The organism is Microlunatus flavus (assembly GCF_900110855.1).
In the GTDB taxonomy this organism is placed as follows: Bacteria; Actinomycetota; Actinomycetes; order Propionibacteriales; family Propionibacteriaceae; genus Microlunatus; species Microlunatus flavus.
Genome location: NZ_FOFA01000009.1, coordinates 21,947 through 41,772, shown reverse-complemented (window position 1 = coordinate 41,772; position 19,826 = coordinate 21,947). Strand labels below are relative to the sequence as shown.

Below are 19,826 nucleotides of genomic sequence, written 5' to 3'. Positions count from 1 at the left end.
ACTTCTCAACCACCGGCCCACGACCACGAGGAACGCCATGACAGAGCCGTCCCGCCCCTCCGTACGCCGCCCGTCCCGCCTCGCCACCGGTCTCCGGCGCGCGGTCGTGGGGCTTACCACGCTCGGCCTGGGCGCCGGCCTGGTGCTCGTGGGGGCCGACGCCGCCTCCGCGAAGCCGAAGCACGACCACGGCGCTCCCGGTCCGGCCTCCATCGCCCTGCCCATCGGCTTCCAGCCCGAGGGCATCGCCGTCAAGGGCACGAAGGTCTACTCCGGCTCGCGGGCCACCGGCGACATCTACGTCGCCGACCTGCGCACCGGGAACGGCCGGGTCCTGTCCAAGGGCCCGGGCACGCCGTCGCTGGGGCTGAAGGTCGACGGCCGACGCCTCTGGGTGGCCGGCGGCGCAGCCGGGGACGCCCGGGTCCTCGACACCCGTACCGGGAAGGTGCTCGCGAGCATCACGCTCGCGCAGGACGTCAGCACGGAGAAGCCGTCGTTCGTCAACGACGAGGTCCTCGCCGGCCGGTACGTGTGGTTCACCGACTCCGTGCGCCCGCAGCTCTACCGGGTCGACCGCCGCCACCCGCGGCGCGTCACGACCGTCGACCTGACCGGCGACTGGAAGCAGACCGCGGGGACGAACGCCAACGGCATCGTCCGCACGCCCGACGGCACCGCGCTGCTGGTCGTCAAGTCCGACACCGGGCAGCTGTTCCGGGTCGACCCGAGGACGGGCGTCGCCACGGTCGTCGACCTCGGCGGGTACGCCCTCACCGCCGGCGACGGGCTGCTGCTCAAGGGCCGCACGCTGTACGCGGTCCAGAACCGCCTCGACAAGATCGCCGTCGTCGTGCTGAACCAGGCCGGCACGCGGGGCGAGCTCCGGCGCACCATCACCAGCCCGGCCTTCGACGTGCCCAGCACGGTGGCCCGCGCGGGCAAGTACCTGTACCTCCCCAACGCCCGCTTCACCGCCACCGGTGAGCCGGCGACGCTCGCGTACAGCATCAACCGCGTGAAGGCGTAGCTCGGTCCTCGCTCCGCCCGGACGCGTTCGGTGCTCCGACCCGGCGCACGCTCCCTCTGTCCTCGCTCCGCTCGGACGCGGTCGGTGCTCTGACCCGGCGCCTTCCTCCCTCGCTCGCAGGAAGAAGAACGTGTCCTGCTCGCTCGGTCGTCCAGGCGCCGGCGCACCGACCGGCTGCGGGCCGTCGCTGAGGCGAGCCCTCCACGAGGCGCACCCCGCTGATGGGTGCGCCTCGTGCGCGTCCGAAAGGTCCTCTCGTCGAGGATGAGGGGAGCAGGTCAATCGCTTGATAGTCTCGGGCGGTCCTGAGGCGCGCGTACCCTCGCCAGGACGCTCGCGACTTGAAAGGGAGGGCCGGAGTGCTTTCCGCGTTCGCCAACGCCTTCCGGACCCCGGACCTGCGCAAGAAGATCCTCTTCACGCTCGGGATCCTGGCCATCTTCCGGCTCGGCTCGATCATCCCGACGCCCAACGTCAACGCCGCCCAGGTGAACCTGTGCCTGCGGCAGGCGACGTCCGGCGACCAGCAGGGTCTCTACTCGCTGATCAACCTCTTCTCGGGCGGGGCGCTGCTCCAGCTCGCCATCTTCGCGCTCGGGATCATGCCGTACATCACGGCGAGCATCATCCTGCAGCTGCTCACCGTCGTGATCCCGCGGCTGGAGGCCCTCAAGAAGGAGGGCCAGTCCGGCCAGACGAAGATCACGCAGTACACGCGGTACCTGACCCTGGTCCTCGCGCTGCTGAACTCGACGGCGTTCGTCACGGTGGCGGTCAACGACCGGCTCTTCACCGGCTGCACCGGCATCGTCTACGACAAGGGCTACTTCCCGGTCATCGTCATGATCCTGACGATGACGGCCGGCACCAGCGTCATCATGTGGCTCGGCGAGCTCGTGACCGAGCGCGGCGTCGGCAACGGCATGTCGGTCCTGATCTTCACCCAGATCGCGGCCACCTTCCCGTCGGCCCTGTGGAGCCTCAAGGTGGCCCGCCCGGGTCAGCAGGGCTGGGTCGTCTTCCTGCTCGTCATCGCCCTCGGCCTGCTGGTCATGGTCGGCGTCATCTTCGTCGAGCAGTCGCAGCGCCGGATCCCGGTGCAGTACGCCAAGCGCATGGTCGGGCGGCGGATGTTCGGCGGCACCACGACGTACATCCCCATCAAGGTCAACCAGGCCGGCGTCATCCCGGTCATCTTCGCCAGCTCGCTGCTCTACCTGCCGGCGCTCTACGCGCAGTTCCGGCCGGAGGACCGCTTCTCGAGCTGGATCTCGGGGCACTTCGTCAAGGGCGACCACCCGATCTACATGGTGACGTTCTTCGTGCTGATCGTGTTCTTCGCCTACTTCTACGTCGCGATCACCTTCAACCCCGAAGAGGTCGCCGACAACATGAAGAAGTACGGCGGCTTCATCCCCGGCATCCGGGCCGGCAAGCCGACCGAGAACTACCTCGCGTTCGTGCTGTCGCGTCTCACCCTGCCGGGTGCTCTCTACCTCGGACTGATCGCACTGCTGCCGTCGGTCGCGTTCATCTTCTTGAACGCCAACCAGAACTTCCCCTTCGGCGGTACGTCGATCCTCATCATCGTCGGCGTCGGCCTCGACACGGTGAAGCAGATCGAGTCGCAGCTGCAGCAACGCAACTACGAAGGGTTCCTCCGCTGATGCACCTGTTGATCATGGGGCCGCCCGGCGCCGGCAAGGGCACGCAGGCCGGCCGCATCGGCGAGCACTACAAGATCCCGGCGATCTCCACGGGCGACATGTTCCGGGCGATGCGCGACTCCGACACCCCGCTCGCGCGGCAGGTGCAGGACATCATGGCGTCCGGCGCGTACGTGCCCGACGACGTCACCAACCAGGTCGTGGCCGACCGGCTCGTCGCCGACGACTGCGCCGGCGGGTTCCTGCTCGACGGCTACCCCCGGACGCTGGACCAGGTGGCGTTCCTCGACGGCGTCCTCAAGGAGGCCGACTGCGAGCTCGACGCCGTCGTGTCCCTGGCGGTCGACCCCGACGAGCTCGTCGCCCGGCTGACGCGGCGCAGCGCGACCGACGGCCGGGCCGACGACAGCCCCGAGGCCATCCGGACGCGGCAGCAGGTCTACGTCGACCAGACCGCACCGCTGCTCGAGGTCTACCGGCAACGCGGGCTGCTCGTCGAGGTCGACGGTCTCGGCGAGGTCGACGAGGTCACGCGGCGGTTGTTCTCCGCGCTCGACCGCCACGCCGGCAGCACGCCGGCCACCAGCGCGTCCTGATCCCGCGCGCCCAGCGCCTGCGATGAGCGGCCGACCCGGCCCGAAGTCCGCCGACGAGGTCCGGCTGATGCGCCGCGCCGGCCTGGTCGTCGCGCAGGCCCTCGAGGCCGTCGTCGCGCAGGTGCACCCGGGCGTGACCACCCGGGAGCTCGACGCCGTCGCCGCCGCGGTCATCGCCGGGGCCGGCGCCTCCCCGTCCTTCCTCGGCTACGGCGCCGACGAGGACCGGCCCGGCTTCCCCGGCGTGCTCTGCCTCTCCGTCGGCGAGGAGGTCGTGCACGGCATCCCGGGCGAGCGCGAGCTGCGGGACGGCGACCTGCTGTCCGTCGACTGCGGCGCGATCGTCGACGGCTGGCACGGCGACGCCGCCGTGAGCGTGGTGGTCGGGGCGGACGAACCGCCGGCCGACGTCGTGGGACTGGTCGAGACGACCCGGACCGCGCTGTGGCACGGGATCGCGGCGCTGCGGCCGGGCGGGCGGATCGGCGACGTCGCGGTCGCCGTGGAGCAGGCCGTCCGGGCGGCCGGGTCGTACGGGATCGTCGACGACTACGTCGGGCACGGCATCGGGACGGCCATGCACGAGGACCCCGACGTTCCCAACCGGTTGCCGTCCGGCCCGCTGGCCCGGCTCCGCGGCCGCGGCGGCCGGGTCGTGCCCGGGACGGTCCTGGCGGTTGAGCCGATGCTCACCCTCGGCGCGCCGGAGACGCACGAGCTCGACGACGGCTGGACCGCGGTCACCGACGACGGCAGCCTGGCCTGCCACTTCGAGCACACGGTCGCGGTCACGCCCGGTGGGCTCTGGGTGCTGACGGCCGCCGACGGCGGCGAGGCGGCGCTGGGCGCGCTCGGCGCGCCCTACGCCCCGCTCTGACCCCGCCGAGGGGCTGCGAACTGTCGGTGGGTCCCGGTAGTTTCGGGCCATGACGCTGGCGACGGACGACGACGTCTTCACCGCAGCGGTCGAGCCGCTCCGCGGCGAGCTGACCGCGCACTGCTACCGCATGCTCGGCTCGGTCCACGACGCCGAGGACCTGGTCCAGGAGACCTACATCCGGGCCTGGCGCTCGTACGGCAAGTTCGAGGGCCGGTCCTCGCTGCGCACCTGGATGTACAAGATCGCGACGAACGTCTGCCTCACCGCGCTCGACGGGCGGGCCCGCCGGCCGATGCCGACCGGTCTCGGCCAGCCCGCCGCCGACCCGCGGGGCGCGCTCGAGTCGCGACCCGAGGTCACCTGGCTGGAGCCGCTCCCGGACTCCGTGGTCTGGGGCGGGCGCCCCGACGACCCCGAGGCCGCGACGCTCGACCGGGAGGGCGTGCGGCTCGCCTTCGTGGCGGCCCTGCAGCACCTCACGCCGCCGCAGCGGGCGGCGGTCGTGCTCTTCGACGTGCTCGGCATGCAGGCCAGCGAGGTCGCCGAGCTCCTCGACACCTCGGTCGCGGCCGTGAACAGCAGCCTCCAGCGCGCACGGGCCCACCTGGCGAAGCTCGACCCCGAGGAGGAGCGGGCCAGCGCGCGCACGCTCGACGACGCCCGCAAGCGCAGCCTGCTGGCGCAGTACGTCGACGCCTTCGAGCGCTACGACATCCCCCGCATCGTGGCGCTGCTCAGCGCGGACGCGGTGTGGGAGATGCCGCCCTTCACCGGCTGGTACGCCGGCGCGGAGGCCATCGGCGACCTCATCAGGAGCAACTGCCCGGCCGAGCAGGCCGGCGACCAGATCCTCGTCGAGACCTCGGCCAACGGGGGACCCGCGTTCGCGCTCTACATGCGCGACCCGTCCGACGGGGTGCACCGGGCCTTCCAGCTGCAGGTCCCCACGGTGGGGGTCGACGGCGTGACGCACGTGTCGGTGTTCTTCGACCCGGGCCTCTTCGCCCGGTTCGGCCTGCCCGAGGAGCTCCCCGCGGAGCACCGGGCGCGGGCGGAGGCCCTGCTCGCCACCGGTGGGGGATCCTGCTCGCAGTAGCCTGAGGGCGTGTCCGAGCTGCCGATCTCGTCGCCGTACCGGAGCCGGCCCGACGCGCCGGTGACCGACACCGAGCGCGAGCAGCTGAACGCGCGGCTCAACCAGGCGTACACCGACGGGCGCTTGGACGCCGACGACTACCAGGCCCGCCTCGACACCCTGTTCGGCGCGATCACGCTCGGTCAGCTCGTCCCCGTCGTCGACGGGCTGCCGCCGGCGGCGACCTACGACAGCCCCGCCCTGGTCCCCAGCGGCGGTGGCGCACCGGGCGAGCTGTCGCCGGCGCGTGACGCCCGCGGGGTGTCGCTGGGCGTCGTCGTCGGGGTGACCGGCGTCGTCGTGGTCCTGGCGATCCTGTTCCTGGTGCTCTTCGGCCTCGTCTGAACCGCTTCGACGCCAGGTTCACCCGGACGAGGCCCTGACGCCGGTCCGGGCACACCCCTGGACCTTCCCGTGCGACGGGTCACTGTTTGACCGACGTGGGATGCGGGAACGGTCGCGCCCACTAAGATTCGGCCGTGGCCAGGCAGGACTCGCACGCGAAGATCGCGGAGCACGTGCAGCGGCTCGGCGAGAAGCACCCGCCGATCCCGCTCGACTCCGTCGACCGCACCATCCACGACGCCGAGGCCGTGAAGGCCCGCTTCGGCCACACCATCGACTACCTGGCGCGCGTCGAGCTCGAGGTCGACCGCAACGTGCTCGAGCTGCTGGTGCTGCTCCCCGACGTCGACGACACCAACAAGATCTTCTACTCCGACGTCTGGCAGCCGCAGGAGATCCAGCACGGCCTGATCCTGGACCGGCTGCAGACCGACCTCGGCCGCGAGCCGGCCGCCCCGCACATGGACGTGTCGTTCAAGATCAAGATCCTGGGTGCGCTGGCGAACCTCAAGCCCATCCAGGAGGTCGCCAAGCTCATGTACTTCCTGACCGGGGCGAGCACCGAGCGGCAGGCCGTGCTGGCGTACAACCAGATCAGCGCCGGGCTGAAGGAGATGGGCGAGACGGCCATCGCCGAGACGATCATCAACCCGATCAAGCAGCAGGAACCGGGCCACTTCGCCTTCTACAACATGTCCGCCTCGGCGATGGTCAGCGACCGGGTCCTCAAGCCGTGGCAGCTGTTCCTCGCCCGGGTGCTGCGCGAGCGCAGCTACGGGCTCGTCGGCACCAACGGCCGTCCCGACCACAAGGCCGCGATGGGCCGGGTCGCGCACGACCTCGGCATCGACGCCGACCTCGAGGGGTACGCCCGCGAGATCGGCCGCGTGGAGCAGCGGCTGCTGTGGGCCCACCGGCAGGGCATGCCCTTCCCGCCGTACATCCTCAAGGCCCTGCGCGAGAGCGTCGACCTGTACCGCGAGCGCGGCTTCGGGCCCGCCACGGCCTGACACGAGCCCGTCACGCCGCAGCCCTAGGCTGCGGCCCATGATCGACAGCGACCTGGAGGCGGCGGGCGTCCGCACCGTCCTCGGCACCATGGTGAACGCCGGGGGCCTGGTGCTGGCCAAGATCGTGCCGCTGGGCCGCCTGGACGCCTTCGCCACCTCGGGCGTGGGCGCGGCGCCCGTCTGGGACGTCTACACCGCCGACGGCGCCATCGCCTTCACCGACTCCATCACCGCCGTCGGCGACCGCCGCCTCCGCGTCGACCCCGAGGCGCTGGCCCTGCTCGACGGCGGGCTGGCCTGGGGACCGCTCGACCTGGTCACGCAGGACGGGTCGCCGGCGCCGAGCTGCCCGCGGACCACCCTGCGCAGGGTCACCGACCGGCTGGCCGCCGCCGGGCTGGAGGCCCGGGTGGGTCACGAGCTCGAGCTCGTCCTCGTCCAGCCCGACGGCTCGGCGCTCGAGACGGGCTCGTGGGTCCCGTACGGGGCGACGGGGCTGCTCGACCACGCCGCGCTCGTCGACGACCTGGTGAGCGCCCTGACGCGGGCCGGCGTGCCGCCCGAGCAGGTCCACGCCGAGTACGGCCGCCAGCAGCTCGAGCTGTCGCTGCCGCCGGCCGACCCGGTGCGTGCGGCCGACTCCGTCGTGCTCGCCCGTGTCGTGATCGGGCAGGTCACCCGCCGCCACGGGGTCCGCGCCTCCTTCTCGCCGACCCCGTTCCCGGGCTCGGTCGGCAGCGGCGCGCACCAGCACCTGTCCCTGACCCGCGACGGGGTCCCGCTGCTGTCCGGCGGCACCGGGCCGCACGGGCTGACCGCCGAGGGCGGGTCGGTGATCGGGGCGCTGGTCGCCGGGCTGCCGGAGGCGCAGGGGCTCCTCGGCGGGTCGGTGCTGTCGGGGTCACGGCTCGCGCCGGGCGGCTGGTCCGGGGCGTTCCGCTGCTGGGGGACCGAGAACCGCGAGGCCGCCGTGCGCTACCTCGAGGCCCGCGCGGGCAACCCGCACGGGGCGAACGTCGAGGTCAAGATCATCGACCCGTCCGCCTGCGTCTACCTCGCCTCGGCGGTGCTGCTCGCGCTCGCCCTGGACGGCGTGGAGCGCGGGGCGGACCTGCCGGCCGAGGTCGTCGACGACCCGAGCACGGTGCCGGAGGCCGGGCGTGCGGCCGCGGGCCTGGAGGTCCTGCCGACCGACCTCGACGTCGTCCTCGACGCCCTCGACGACTCGGCGCTGGTGCGCCGGCTCCTCGGTGACGCGGTGGTCGACGCGACGGTCGCGGTGCACCGCCTCGAGCGGCGGACGTTCGCCGGCCTCGCGGTCGAGGACGTGGCCGCGCGGCTGCGGCTGGCGTGGTCGGCATGACCGCCGACGACCGGGCGCTCCGGGCGCTGACCGAGCACGTCGAGCAGGTCGCCCTCGTCGACCACCACGTGCACGGGACGTGGGCCGAGGACGGCGACCCCGTGGCGCTGGCGAACGCGCTCAACGAGGCCGACACCGAACCGCTGGCCGACCCGGCCACCGCCTGGGACACCCAGCTCGGGTTCGCGGTCCGTCGCTGGTGCGCACCGTTGCTCGACCTCGAGCCGCACGCGTCCGTGGCCGCGTACACCGCCCGGCGCGCCGAGCTCGGCGAGCCCGAGGTCGCCCGCCGGCTGCTGGGGGCGGCGGGCGTGGACGCGTGGTTCGTCGACACCGGCTGGAGCACCGGCCTGACGAGCCCGGACGGGCTGGCCGCGCTGGGCGGCGGGACCGCGTACGAGGTCGCCCGGCTCGAGACCCTGGCCGAGCGGCTGCTGCCGACCCTCGACGACCCCGGCGACCTCGCCGAGACGTTCGCCGCGCACGTCGAGGAGACGGCCGCGACGAGCGTCGGCTTCAAGTCCGTGATCGCCTACCGCTGCGGCTTCGGGGTCGACCTGGACCCACCGGCGCCCCGCGCCGTGGCGGAGGCGGCCCGCCGGTGGGCCGACGGCGTGCGCGACGGCCGTGCGCCGCGGCTCGACGACCCCACGCTCATCGTGTCCGGCCTGTACGCGGCGCTGCGCACGCGACGCCCGCTCCAGCTGCACGTCGGCTTCGGGGACCGTGACCTCGACCTCGCCGCGGTCGACCCGCTGCTCCTCACGCCCCTGCTGCGCCGCCCGGAGGTCCGGGGCGTCCCGGTGATGCTGCTGCACTGCTACCCCTACGAGCGCGCGGCCGGCTACCTCGCGCAGGCGTTCGCCGAGGTGCACCTCGACGTCGGGCTGACCACGCACTTCCTCGGAGCCCGCGGGGTCGGCGCGGTCGCCCGGTCCCTCGAGCTCGCGCCCTTCGGCAAGGTCCTCTACTCCTCCGACGCGGCGGGGCCGGCGGAGCTCCACCTCCTCGGCGCCCGGCTGTGGCGCAACGCCTTCGCCACGGTCGCGGGCGGCTGGGTCTCGTCGGGGGAGTGGTCGCTCGACGACGCGGTCCGGGTCGCCTCGATGGTCGGCCGGGACAACGCCCGCCGCGTCTACCTGGGCGTCGACCTCTGATCTTCGACAGAAGTCGAAACCCGTCCGCGGGCCCTGCGACCCCTGTCGGGTGACTTCGGGGGCGCGAGACGATGGAATGGTCAGTGCCGGCCCGACCAGCGTGACCGGCGTCGTCGAGAGGTCGAGGAGCGACGTGGACGCGATCACCCAGGTGCCGGCCCCGGTCAACGAGCCGGTGCACGACTACGCCCCGGGCAGCCCCGAGCGGGCCCGCCTGACCGAGGCGCTGAGCCGGATCGGCGGTGAGGTCACCGAGATCAGCCAGGTCGTCGGCGGCGAGCACAAGCCGGCGTCCGGCGACGCGTACGAGGTCGTGCAGCCGCACCGCCACAGCGCCGTGCTCGGGCGCTACGCCAGCAGCACCCACGCCGACGTGGCCGCCGCGATCGAGGCCTCGCAGGCCGCGGCGCCCGGCTGGCGCGCGCTGTCCTACGACGACCGCGCGGCGGTGTTCCTCCGGGCCGCCGACCTGCTGTGGGGCCCCTGGCGGGAGACGCTGGCGGCGGCCACCATGCTCGGTCAGTCGAAGACGGCCTACCAGGCCGAGATCGACACCCCGTGCGAGCTCATCGACTTCTGGCGCTTCAACGTCGGCTTCGGCCGCCAGATCCTCGCCGAGCAGCCCGTGTCGGGCGCCGGCGTCTGGAACCGGGTCGACCACCGCCCGCTCGAGGGCTTCGTCTACGCCATCACGCCCTTCAACTTCACCGCCATCGCCGGCAACCTGCCGACCGCGCCGGCGCTGATGGGCAACGTCGTGGTGTGGAAGCCGTCGCCGACCCAGGCGCTCTCGGCGTACCTCACCCTGCAGCTGCTCGAGGAGGCCGGGCTGCCCGCCGGTGTCATCAACCTCGTCCTCGGTGACGGCAAGGTCGTCTCCGAGGTCGCGCTGGCCGACCGCCGGCTGGCCGGCATCCACTTCACCGGCAGCACCAAGACCTTCCAGTGGCTGTGGCGCGAGGTCGGGCAGAACATCGACCGCTACGCGTCGTACCCGCGGCTGGTGGGCGAGACCGGCGGCAAGGACTTCGTCCTCGCGCACGCCTCGGCCGACCCCGAGGTGCTCACCACCGCGCTGATCCGCGGCGCCTTCGACTACCAGGGCCAGAAGTGCTCGGCCGCCTCGCGCGCCTTCGTCCCGCGCTCGGTGTGGTCGCGCATGGGCGACGACTTCCTCGACCAGGTCAAGGCCCTGCGCTACGGCGACGTGACCGACCTGTCGAACTTCGGCGGTGCGGTCATCGACCAGCGCTCGTTCGACAAGAACAAGGCCGCCATCGAGCGGGCCCGCGCCACCGCCGGCATCACCGTCGCGGCGGGCGGCGGGACCGACGACTCCGAGGGCTTCTTCGTCGAGCCGACCGTGCTGCTCGGCGAGGACCCGACCGACGCCGCCTTCTGCGACGAGTACTTCGGCCCGATCCTGTCGGTGCACGTCTACGAGGACGGCCCGACCGCCTTCGCCGACGTCATGCGCGTCATCGACACGGGCACGCCGTACGCGCTCACCGGCGCGGTCGTCGCCACCGACCGGACCGCGGTCGCCGAGGCGAGCGAGGGCCTGCGCTTCGCGGCCGGCAACTTCTACGTCAACGACAAGCCGACCGGTGCCGTCGTCGGTCAGCAGCCCTTCGGCGGCGGCCGCGCGTCGGGCACCAACGACAAGGCCGGCTCGGCGCAGAACCTGCTGCGCTGGACCTCCGCGCGCTCGATGAAGGAGACCTTCGTCCCGCCGCGCAGCCCCCGCTACCCGCACCAGGCGAAGGAGTCCTGACGTGGTGTCCTCCACGGCCGCCGGGCTGAACCCGAGCAGCGGTGCCCTCTCGCGCCTGCGTGACCGGGTCCCGGCCCTGGGCAACCCGCTGCGCCCGCTGCTGCTCGCGGCCGGGCGCTCGACGCTGCTGCGTCGCGTCGTGACGGCGCTGCCCGTGACCCGCTCCGTGGTGCGGCGCTACGTCCCCGGCGAGGGCCAGGACGCGGTCGTCGACGCGACGCGCGACATCCTCGCGTCGGGCCGGGCCATCAGCATCGACCACCTCGGCGAGGACACCTCCGACCCCGCGCAGGCGGAGGCGACGGTGCAGGCCTACCTCGCGCTGCTCGCGGCGTTCGGCCGCCTGGACGTCCCGGCCGGCCTGCCCGTGCCGGCGCTCGAGGTGTCGCTCAAGCTGTCAGCCCTCGGGCAGTTCCTGCCGCAGGACGGCCACGCCGTCGCCCTCGCCAACGCCCGGCGCATCTGCTCCGCCGCCGAGGCCGTCGGCGCCTGGGTGAACGTCGACGCCGAGGACCACACGACGACGGACTCGACCCTGTCGATCGTGCGCGAGCTCCGCGCCGACCACCCGAGCGTGGCGACGGTGCTGCAGGCCTACCTGCGCCGCACCGAGGACGACTGCCGCACGCTCGCCGGCGAGGGTTCGCGGATCCGCCTGTGCAAGGGCGCGTACGCCGAGCCGGCCGACGTGGCCTTCCAGCGCAGCGAGGAGGTGGACGACTCCTACCGTCGGTGCCTGGAGGTCCTCTTCACCGGCGACGGCTACCCGATGGTCGCCTCGCACGACCCGGCGATGATCGACGCCGCGCACGACCTCGCCCGCCGGACGGGCCGGGCCGACGACTCCTACGAGTTCCAGATGCTCTACGGCATCCGCGACGACGAGCAGCGCCGCCTGGCCGCCGACGGGCACACCGTCCGCGTCTACACCCCGTACGGCGACGAGTGGTACGGCTACTTCATGCGCCGCCTCGCGGAGCGCCCGGCGAACCTGCTGTTCTTCCTGCGCTCGCTGGTGCCCAGCCGCTCGCACTGAGCACTGCCTGTTCGCTGAGCCGGCCGGAGAGCACGCCGGGACGCTCCCTGGACTCGTCGAAGGGCCACGCAGTGGTCGGCGTTCTGGACGCCCACCTCGTCGAGGCCCTTCGGCGGCTCAGGGGGCGTTGCTGGCTCAGGGGGTGTCCGCGGCTCAGGCCGCCTCCGCGCGCCGGCGCGGGACGAGGGTCACCGGGACCGGCGCGCTCCGCACGATCTTGGAGGCGTGGGAGCCGAGGAAGAACCGGCTGACCGCCGAGCTGTTGGCGCCGACGGCCAGGACCTCGGTCGACGACCAGCCGACGTCGGCGATCGCGTCGGTCCAGGTCGGCCCCTGCCCGACGGCGACCTCCACGGAGCGCCCGGCCGCGCGGTCGACGTCGGCCTGCACGGCGTGGCGCCACTCCTCGAGCACCACCGACTCGGCCCCGGCCTCGACGCTGATGCCGACCTCGGGCCGTACGGCGAAGCACGCCACCCGGAAGGCCGCTCCCACCCGGTCGGCGACGGCTGCCGCGGCGGGCAGGAGGTCGCTCTCGGCGTCGGCACGCCCGAAGCCGACCGTGATGCGGTCCAGCCGTGCGGCCGGAGGCGCCACGAACCCGCGCGGTGCGAGCGAGAGGGGGACCGCCGAGCTGTGCAGGACGCGCTCGGCCACCCCGCCGAGGCTGACGCGGCCCAGGCCGCCCGAGGTCGCCGACCCGAGCACGACCGAGGTCGCCGACTCCTGCTCGACGACCTCGAGCAGGCCCGAGGACACCGACCGGGCCCGGTGGAGCCGGAACCGTGCGGCGAGGCCGGGCCCGACGACGGCGGCCGCCGACTCCAGGGCACCCTGCGCCTCGCGCTCCTGCACCTGCTGGAACTCGAGGTCGGCGCGGTAGGGGTTCGGCGGCCACGGCGTCGGCACCACGACGGCCACGCAGAGGTCGTCCGCCGTCGAGCGGGCGAGCAGCGCGCCGAGGTGCAGCCCGGCGTCGTCGCGCTCGCCGGGGGCGAGGCCGACGACGACGGTCACGGCCGGCCCGCCGCGCTCAGCGCCCTCATCGGGAGCCGGCCACCGCGGGCTGCGGCGTCACCACCACGTGGGTGACCGGCAGGTGGTGCTGCTCCCGGGCGCGCTCGACGACGTCGAAGCGCAGCCACGCCGACTGGTCCTCGGGCAACGTGCAGACCACCAGGCGGTCGGGGTGGAAGGACTCGACGGCCTCGGCCAGGGCCCGCAGCGGCCGGTAGTTCCCGAGCGAGCCGTCGGCCTCCAGGCCCTCGCCGCGCAGGATCTCCAGCGTCCGGTCGAGCCGGCGCTGCGCCGCCGCCGTCGTCGCGTCCCACACGAAGGCCGCGCCCTCGTGCATCGCCTGACCGGTGTCGATCGGGTTCGCCGGCACGCAGACGAAGTACCGGGCCTGGCGCTCGTGGTCGATCCGGCGCAGCTCGTCGAGCAGCTCGGCGCCGTTGACGGTCTCGTTGGCGAGGACGAGCACGCGCGTGGCGGGCGCGTCCGGCGTCGGCGCACCGGCCCGCCCCTGCTGCTCCCCGGGGGCCCGGCCCTGGAGCTTCTTGGACAGGAAGTAGAGGACGACCACGACCGCCCACGCCAGCAGGCTCAGCACGAGCTGCGGCCGCACCTTCTCGTTCACCCCCATCTGCACGAGGACGGCGAGGATCGCCACGACCACGACGATCGACAGCACCGGGAAGAGCCACATCTTCACCGTCAGCCCCTCCGAGCCGCTCCGGCGGCGCAGGACGATCTGGGAGATCGCGATCAGCAGGTAGACGAAGAGGATGACCGCGCCGGAGGAGTTCAGCAGGAACAGGAAGACCGTGTCCGGCGACACCGCCGCGGCGATGACGCAGAGGAAGCCGACGACGGTCGAGGCGAGGATCGCGTTGCGCGGGACGCCGCGCCCGGTCACCTCCATGAGCGCGGTCGGGGCCTCGCGGCGCGCGGCGAGCACGAAGAGCATCCGCGACGACGTGTAGAGCCCCGAGTTCAGGCACGACAGGACCGCCGTGAGCACGACGGCGTTCATGATGTGGTCCGCGTACGGGATCCCCATCACCTTGAACGCGGCGACGTAGGGCGAGGCGGCCAGGCCGGCGTCGTTCCAGGGCAGGATCACCGCGAGCAGGAAGATCGAGCCGACGAAGAAGATCGCGATGCGCAGGATGACCGAGTTCGTCGCCCGGGCGATCGACTTGCCGGGGTCGGGCGACTCGGCGGCGGCGATGGTCGCGACCTCGGCCCCGACCATCGAGAAGATGACGACCACGATGGCGGAGAAGATCGCGCCGGCCCCGAGCGGCAGGAAGCCGTCGTGGGCGGTGAGGTTGCTGAAGTCGAGGTCTTTGCCGGGCCAGGCGCCGAAGACGAACAGGCCGCCGAGCACCAGGAAGACGACGATGGCCGCGACCTTGATGCCGGCGAACCAGAACTCGAACTCCCCGAACGAGCCGACCGAGAACAGGTTGGTCGCCGTCATCAGCGTCATGAGGACCAGCGACATGAGCCAGAGCGGGACGCCGGGGAGCCAGTACTGGATGACCTTGGCGCCGGCGACCGCCTCGAAGCCGATGACGATGACCCAGAAGTACCAGTAGAGCCAGCCGACGCTGAAGCCCGCCCAGCCGCCGATCGCCTGGCGCGCGTAGTCGGCGAACGACCCCGTCGAGGGGTTCGCCGTCGCCATCTCGCCGAGCATCCGCATCACCAGGATGATCAGCACGCCGGTGATGGCGTAGCTGAGGAAGGCCGCGGGCCCCGCCTCGGAGATGACCGTGCCCGACCCGACGAACAGTCCGGCCCCGATCACCCCACCCATCGCGATCATGGTCAGGTGCCTCTGCTTGAGGCCCTTCTTCAGCTCCACCGGCGCTGCCTGCATGGCGACCTCTTCGGGGTCGGGCGGCTCGCCGAGCCGCAGGGACGGGGACGCGCTCGGTCGGCACCCTTCTGGCGCCGGCCTCCTCCTTCATCCCACGCCGGGCGTAGGAAGGGCAACAGGTGGGGCCGGACCGTACGAGGAATGGACTCACCGGGTGCGGCGTTGACGAGCCTGCAGCGTGGGGAGCAGCCCGGTGGGCGAGGCCCCTTTACGCCACCACGTCTCGATTTGGGGCGTGCGACGCGCTGACGTAACATTGTCCGTCGGTCACCTGTCGGTGACGCGATGCCTCATGCAATCAGATCTATGCAAGACCGAACGGGAGTCATGGCGAAGAAAGAAGGCGCACTCGAGCTGGAGGGCACCGTGGTCGAGGCCCTGCCGAACGCGATGTTCCGCGTGGAGCTGGCCAACGGTCACAAGGTCCTCGCCACCATCAGTGGCAAGATGCGGCAGCACTACATCCGCATCCTCCCGGCCGACCGCGTCGTCGTCGAGCTCTCCGCGTACGACCTGACGCGTGGCCGCATCGTCTACCGGCACAAGTAGCCCCAGGCGGACAAGACCCACCCTGCGCCCGAGCCTCTGGCTCAGGGTGCCCCGAGGAAGACCAAGTGAGGAAAGCTCGATGAAGGTCCAGCCGAGCGTCAAGCCGATCTGCGACAAGTGCAAGGTGATCCGTCGTCACGGCAACGTGATGGTCATCTGCGAGAACCCGCGTCACAAGCAGCGGCAGGGCTGAGCCGAAGGCTCACCCCCCAGCTCCACCCGCACGACCCGGGCCAGCCCGGCAGCACGACCAGTACCACCCAGAAAGTGTGATCGCAGCCCCGCGGACTCCAGTCCGCGGGGACACCCCCGGTCGGAGGCCGGGGCCCAGGCGGTGAGGACCCGAGACCGGGGTCTCGCCACAAGGCAGCCGGGGACGCGTCACGCCAGACACCTCCGCGGCGCAGCGCCCCGACAGGCGCGCGCCGTCATCTGAAAGGTCGTAAGCCTGATGGCTCGCCTGATCGGGGTTGACCTCCCGCGCGACAAGCGCCTCGAGGTCGCCCTCACCTACATCTTCGGCGTGGGTCACACCCGCGCTCTGGAGACCCTGGAGAACACCGGGATCAGCGGGGACACGCGTGTCCACCAGCTGAACGACGAGCAACTCGTCGCCCTGCGTGACTGGATCGAAGCGCACTACCAGACCGAGGGTGACCTCCGTCGCGAGGTGGCCGCCGACATCCGCCGCAAGGTCGAGATCGGCTCCTACCAGGGCCGTCGTCACCGCGCCGGTCTGCCCGTCCGTGGTCAGCGCACCCGGACCAACGCCCGTGGCCGCAAGGGTGCGCGCAAGCCCGTCGCCGGCAAGAAGAAGGCGCGCTGACCCCCCGGGGCTGGCGCACCTAGATCCAGGAGACCAGAGAGCACATGGCTACCGCAGGCCGTAACACCCGCGCCACGAAGGTGCGGAAGAAGGAAAAGAAGAACGTGGTGTCGGGCCAGGCCCACATCAAGAGCACGTTCAACAACACCGTCATCTCGATCACCGACCCGACTGGCGCCGTCATCGCCTGGGCCTCGGCCGGCACCGTGGGCTTCAAGGGCTCGCGCAAGTCGACCCCGTACGCCGCGCAGATGGCCGCCGAGGCCGCTGGTCGCCGCGCCATGGAGCACGGCATGAAGCGCATCGACGTCTTCGTCAAGGGCCCGGGCTCGGGCCGCGAGACCGCGATCCGCTCGCTCGGGGCCGTCGGCCTCGAGGTCGGCGCGATCGCCGACGTCACCCCCATCCCGCACAACGGCTGCCGCCCGCCCAAGCGGCGCCGGGTCTGACCTCCAACACCCAGAAAGGAAGCTGAACAGACATGGCTCGTTACACCGGTCCCATGACCAAGAAGTCGCGTCGGCTGGGTGTCGACCTGGTCGGCGGCGACAGCTCGTTCGAGAAGCGCCCCTACCCGCCCGGTGCCCACGGCAAGGGCCGCATCAAGGAGTCCGAGTACCTCCTGCAGATGCGCGAGAAGCAGAAGGCCCGCTTCTCCTACGGCGTCCTCGAGAAGCAGTTCCGCCTGTACTACGAGGAGGCGAACCGGGTCCAGGGCAAGACGGGTGACAACCTGCTGCAGATCCTGGAGTCGCGCCTCGACAACGTGGTCTACCGCGCCGGGCTCGCCCGCACGCGTCGCCAGGCCCGTCAGTTCGTCGTGCACGGTCACTTCCTCGTGAACGGTCGTAAGGTCGACATCCCCTCGTACCGCGTCAGCGAGCACGACATCGTCGACCTGGCCCCCAAGGTCCTCGAGCAGACCCCGCACGTCATCAACCGTGAGACCCACGGCGAGCGCGAGGTCCCGGCCTGGCTGCAGGTGCTCCCCGAGCGCGGCCGCGTCTTCGTCCACTCCCTCCCGAGCCGGGCGCAGATCGCGATCGACGTGCAGGAGCAGCTGATCGTCGAGCTCTACTCGAAGTAGCACGTACCCGTCCCGAGCCCGTCGGGGAGCCGCGCGTCGGCCCCCGGCGGGCTCGGGCCCGGTCAGATCGAGGCAACACCACCGGCACCGGACGTGCCGGGGTTCCGCACCGTCAAATAGTGGGTGGTGCGGGGAAGGAAGAGAAGCATGCTGATCGCTCAGCGCCCCACGCTGTCGGAAGAGGCGGTCGACGAGAACCGCTCGCGGTTCGTCATCGAGCCCCTCGAGCCCGGCTTCGGCTACACCCTCGGCAACTCGCTGCGACGCACCCTGCTGTCGTCCATCCCGGGCGCGGCCGTGACGAGCATCAAGGTCGAGGGCAACCTCCACGAGTTCTCCACCATCGAGGGTGTGGTCGAGGACGTCACCGAGATCATCCTCAACCTCAAGGCCCTCGTCGTCTCCTCCGAGGAGGACGAGCCGGTCACGATGTACCTGCGCAAGTCCGGCGCCGGTGAGGTCACCGCCGCCGACATCGCGCCGCCCGCGGGCGTCGAGGTGCACAACCCCGAGCTGCACATCGCCACGCTGAACGACTCCGGCCGCCTGGACATGGAGCTCGTCGTCGAGCGCGGCCGCGGCTACGTGTCCGCCGTGCAGAACAAGTCGATCGACGCCGAGATCGGCCGCATCCCGGTCGACTCGATCTACTCACCCGTCCTCAAGGTCACCTACAAGGTCGAGGCGACGCGCGTCGAGCAGCGCACGGACTTCGACCGGCTGATCCTGGACGTCGAGACCAAGCCGGCCATCCGCCCGCGCGACGCCGTCGCCTCGGCGGGGCGCACGCTGACCGAGCTGTTCGGCCTGGCGCGCGAGCTCAACGTCGAGGCCGAGGGCATCGAGATCGGCCCGTCGCCGATCGACGAGCAGCTGGCCGCCGACCTGGCCCTGCCGGTCGAGGACCTCAACCTGACGGTCCGGTCGTACAACTGCCTCAAGCGCGAGGGCATCCACACGGTGTCCGAGCTCGTGTCGCGCAGCGAGCAGGACCTGCTCGACATCCGCAACTTCGGCTCCAAGTCCATCGACGAGGTCAAGCTGAAGCTGCACGAGATGGGTCTGTCGCTCAAGGACAGCGCCCCGGGCTTCGACCCGCTGAGCGCCATCCGCTACGACGACGACGCCGAAGAGGCCGACTACAGCGAGACCGAGCAGTACTGATCCTCACCCCGTGCCCGTCCGCCGACCTGGCGGACGGGCACGGGTGGGCCTGAGCAAGCACCAGACAGACGGAGAACGGACACCATGCCCACACCCACGAAGGGCGCCCGCCTCGGCGGCAGCCCGTCGCACGAGCGGATCATCCTCGCCAACCTGGCGACGCAGCTCTTCGAGCACGGCAAGATCGTGACGACCGAGGCGAAGGCCAAGCGGCTGCGCCCGCTCGCGGAGAAGCTGATCACCAAGGCGAAGCGCGGTGACATCCACGCCCGCCGCTCGGTGCTGACCACCGTCCGCGACAAGGGCGTGGTGCACGTGCTGTTCACCGAGATCGCCCCGACCCTCGCCGACCGCGAGGGCGGCTACCTGCGCATCACCAAGGTGGGTCCCCGCAAGGGCGACAACGCTCCGATGGCGCAGATCGAGATCGTGACCGAGACGGTCGAGGCCGGTCGCTCGAACCGCGCCAAGGGTTCCGCCCCGGCTCCGGCCCCGCGCAAGTCCGCCGAGCGTGGCGGTGCGGCCAAGAAGGCCGACCCGGCCGCGGCCGCGACGGCCGCCCCGGGCGCCACCGACGGTGCGCAGGAGCAGGTCAGCCCGGACGCCCCGACCCAGGAGGCCCCGGCCGAGGACCTGGTCGAGGACACGAACGAGCGCGACGAGGCCACCTCCGAGCAGGAGCAGCCGAGCGACGACGTCAACGCCGAAGAGGCCGAGGCCGTCGAGGCGCCCGAGGGCGAGCAGAAGGCCTGACCCCGGCTCTCGTACGAGCACCAGCACCACCGGACGGCGTCCACCCCAGCGGGGTGGGCGCCGTTCGTGCATCCTCGTGCGGTGCCCGACCTCGTCCGTACGCCCGACCCCGACCTGGCAGCCGCGTCCGGGGCAGCTCCACCCGCCCGGATCGACGGCCTGCTCGCCCGCGCCCGCGAGGGCTGGGACCGCCTGACCGCACCCGAGGCGTACGCCGCCGTCGCCGACGGTGCCCTCCTGGTGGACACCCGGACCGACGCCCAGCGCGCGCGGACGGGTGAGCTGCCAGGGGCGCTCGTCATCGACCGGACCGTGCTGGAGTGGCGCCTCGACCCGACCAGCCCCGTCCGCATCCCCGAGGCCGACGCCCGCCCGCGTGTCGTGGTGGTGTGTCGGCAGGGCTACAGCTCCTCGCTCGCCGCCCGCTCCCTGCGCGACCTCGGCCTCGACGCGACCGACGTCGTCGACGGCGTCGAGGGCTGGCTCGCCGCCGGCCTCCCGCTGGTCGAGGGTCCCGCGGACGTGCGGGAGTAGGGCGACGCGGAACGTCCCGGTCGGCCGGCTCAG

Annotated in this window: 21 protein-coding genes; 19 read left to right on the top strand and 2 right to left on the bottom strand. The window is 72.2% G+C overall.

The window, feature by feature from the left end; all coding sequences use genetic code 11:
* The first annotated feature begins 37 nt into the window (after positions 1-37).
* From BMY04_RS18085 to BMY04_RS18035, 11 genes are all read left to right on the top strand, one after another.
* The gene (locus BMY04_RS18085; protein ID WP_232506486.1) at positions 38-1,030 is read left to right on the top strand and encodes a YncE family protein; all 993 of its coding nucleotides are present in this window, start codon (positions 38-40) and stop codon (positions 1,028-1,030) included.
* Positions 1,031-1,389: 359 nt separating this feature from the next.
* Positions 1,390-2,697, top strand: coding sequence for a preprotein translocase subunit SecY (gene secY / locus BMY04_RS18080; RefSeq protein WP_091184551.1), 1,308 nt, complete (start codon positions 1,390-1,392; stop codon positions 2,695-2,697).
* Positions 2,697-3,293: an adenylate kinase gene (locus BMY04_RS18075; protein WP_198410254.1), complete on the top strand. Its 597-nt coding sequence runs from the start codon at positions 2,697-2,699 to the stop codon at positions 3,291-3,293. The genes secY and BMY04_RS18075 overlap by 1 nt, the downstream gene beginning before the upstream one ends.
* Positions 3,294-3,315: 22 nt before the next feature.
* Positions 3,316-4,170, top strand: coding sequence for a type I methionyl aminopeptidase (gene map / locus BMY04_RS18070; protein WP_091184548.1), 855 nt, complete (start codon positions 3,316-3,318; stop codon positions 4,168-4,170).
* Between the two features lie 49 nt (positions 4,171-4,219).
* The gene (locus tag BMY04_RS18065; protein ID WP_091184544.1) at positions 4,220-5,269 is read left to right on the top strand and encodes a sigma-70 family RNA polymerase sigma factor; all 1,050 of its coding nucleotides are present in this window, start codon (positions 4,220-4,222) and stop codon (positions 5,267-5,269) included.
* Between the two features lie 9 nt (positions 5,270-5,278).
* Entirely contained in the window at positions 5,279-5,653 is a 375-nt protein-coding gene (locus tag BMY04_RS18060; protein ID WP_091184540.1) for a DUF1707 SHOCT-like domain-containing protein, read from the top strand.
* Between the two features lie 134 nt (positions 5,654-5,787).
* On the top strand, positions 5,788-6,663 hold the full coding sequence (locus BMY04_RS18055; protein WP_091184536.1) for a GTP-binding protein LepA: 876 nt from the start codon (positions 5,788-5,790) through the stop codon (positions 6,661-6,663).
* A 37-nt stretch (positions 6,664-6,700) separates the two neighbouring features.
* Entirely contained in the window at positions 6,701-8,026 is a 1,326-nt protein-coding gene (locus BMY04_RS18050) for a type I glutamate--ammonia ligase (protein WP_091184532.1), read from the top strand.
* Positions 8,023-9,183, top strand: coding sequence for an amidohydrolase family protein (locus BMY04_RS18045; protein WP_091185057.1), 1,161 nt, complete (start codon positions 8,023-8,025; stop codon positions 9,181-9,183). The genes BMY04_RS18050 and BMY04_RS18045 overlap by 4 nt, the downstream gene beginning before the upstream one ends.
* Before the next feature lie 133 nt (positions 9,184-9,316).
* Entirely contained in the window at positions 9,317-10,957 is a 1,641-nt protein-coding gene (gene pruA / locus BMY04_RS18040) for an L-glutamate gamma-semialdehyde dehydrogenase (RefSeq protein ID WP_091185051.1), read from the top strand.
* A 1-nt stretch (position 10,958) separates the two neighbouring features.
* Complete coding sequence (locus BMY04_RS18035; protein ID WP_232506485.1) at positions 10,959-11,993, top strand: proline dehydrogenase family protein; 1,035 nt, start codon at positions 10,959-10,961, stop codon at positions 11,991-11,993.
* Between the two features lie 153 nt (positions 11,994-12,146).
* Here the strand turns inward: BMY04_RS18035 and BMY04_RS18030 are convergent, their stop codons facing one another.
* Positions 12,147-13,010, bottom strand: coding sequence for a universal stress protein (locus tag BMY04_RS18030; RefSeq protein WP_091184529.1), 864 nt, complete (start codon positions 13,008-13,010; stop codon positions 12,147-12,149).
* 25 nt (positions 13,011-13,035) lie between these two features.
* Positions 13,036-14,880, bottom strand: coding sequence for an amino acid permease (locus tag BMY04_RS18025; RefSeq protein ID WP_091184525.1), 1,845 nt, complete (start codon positions 14,878-14,880; stop codon positions 13,036-13,038).
* Positions 14,881-15,207: 327 nt separating this feature from the next.
* On the opposite strand from BMY04_RS18025, the gene infA reads away from it, so the two are divergent.
* From infA to BMY04_RS17985, 8 genes are all read left to right on the top strand, one after another.
* A complete protein-coding gene (gene infA, locus BMY04_RS18020) occupies positions 15,208-15,429 on the top strand; it encodes a translation initiation factor IF-1 (RefSeq protein WP_091075514.1) in 222 nt (73 codons plus the stop codon).
* A gap of 79 nt (positions 15,430-15,508) precedes the next feature.
* Positions 15,509-15,622 carry a 50S ribosomal protein L36 gene (gene rpmJ / locus BMY04_RS18015; protein WP_091075509.1) on the top strand — a complete coding sequence of 38 codons (114 nt, stop codon included), beginning with the start codon at positions 15,509-15,511 and terminating at the stop codon, positions 15,620-15,622.
* Between the two features lie 258 nt (positions 15,623-15,880).
* A complete protein-coding gene (rpsM, locus tag BMY04_RS18010) occupies positions 15,881-16,255 on the top strand; it encodes a 30S ribosomal protein S13 (protein ID WP_091075506.1) in 375 nt (124 codons plus the stop codon).
* A 44-nt stretch (positions 16,256-16,299) separates the two neighbouring features.
* On the top strand, positions 16,300-16,704 hold the full coding sequence (gene rpsK / locus BMY04_RS18005; protein ID WP_091075503.1) for a 30S ribosomal protein S11: 405 nt from the start codon (positions 16,300-16,302) through the stop codon (positions 16,702-16,704).
* 32 nt (positions 16,705-16,736) lie between these two features.
* Complete coding sequence (rpsD, locus tag BMY04_RS18000) at positions 16,737-17,342, top strand: 30S ribosomal protein S4 (protein WP_091184521.1); 606 nt, start codon at positions 16,737-16,739, stop codon at positions 17,340-17,342.
* A 147-nt stretch (positions 17,343-17,489) separates the two neighbouring features.
* On the top strand, positions 17,490-18,506 hold the full coding sequence (locus BMY04_RS17995; RefSeq protein WP_091184517.1) for a DNA-directed RNA polymerase subunit alpha: 1,017 nt from the start codon (positions 17,490-17,492) through the stop codon (positions 18,504-18,506).
* Positions 18,507-18,590: 84 nt separating this feature from the next.
* A complete protein-coding gene (gene rplQ, locus BMY04_RS17990) occupies positions 18,591-19,259 on the top strand; it encodes a 50S ribosomal protein L17 (protein ID WP_091184513.1) in 669 nt (222 codons plus the stop codon).
* 81 nt (positions 19,260-19,340) lie between these two features.
* Positions 19,341-19,793: a rhodanese-like domain-containing protein gene (locus BMY04_RS17985; protein WP_232506484.1), complete on the top strand. Its 453-nt coding sequence runs from the start codon at positions 19,341-19,343 to the stop codon at positions 19,791-19,793.
* The last annotated feature ends 33 nt before the right edge of the window (positions 19,794-19,826 follow it).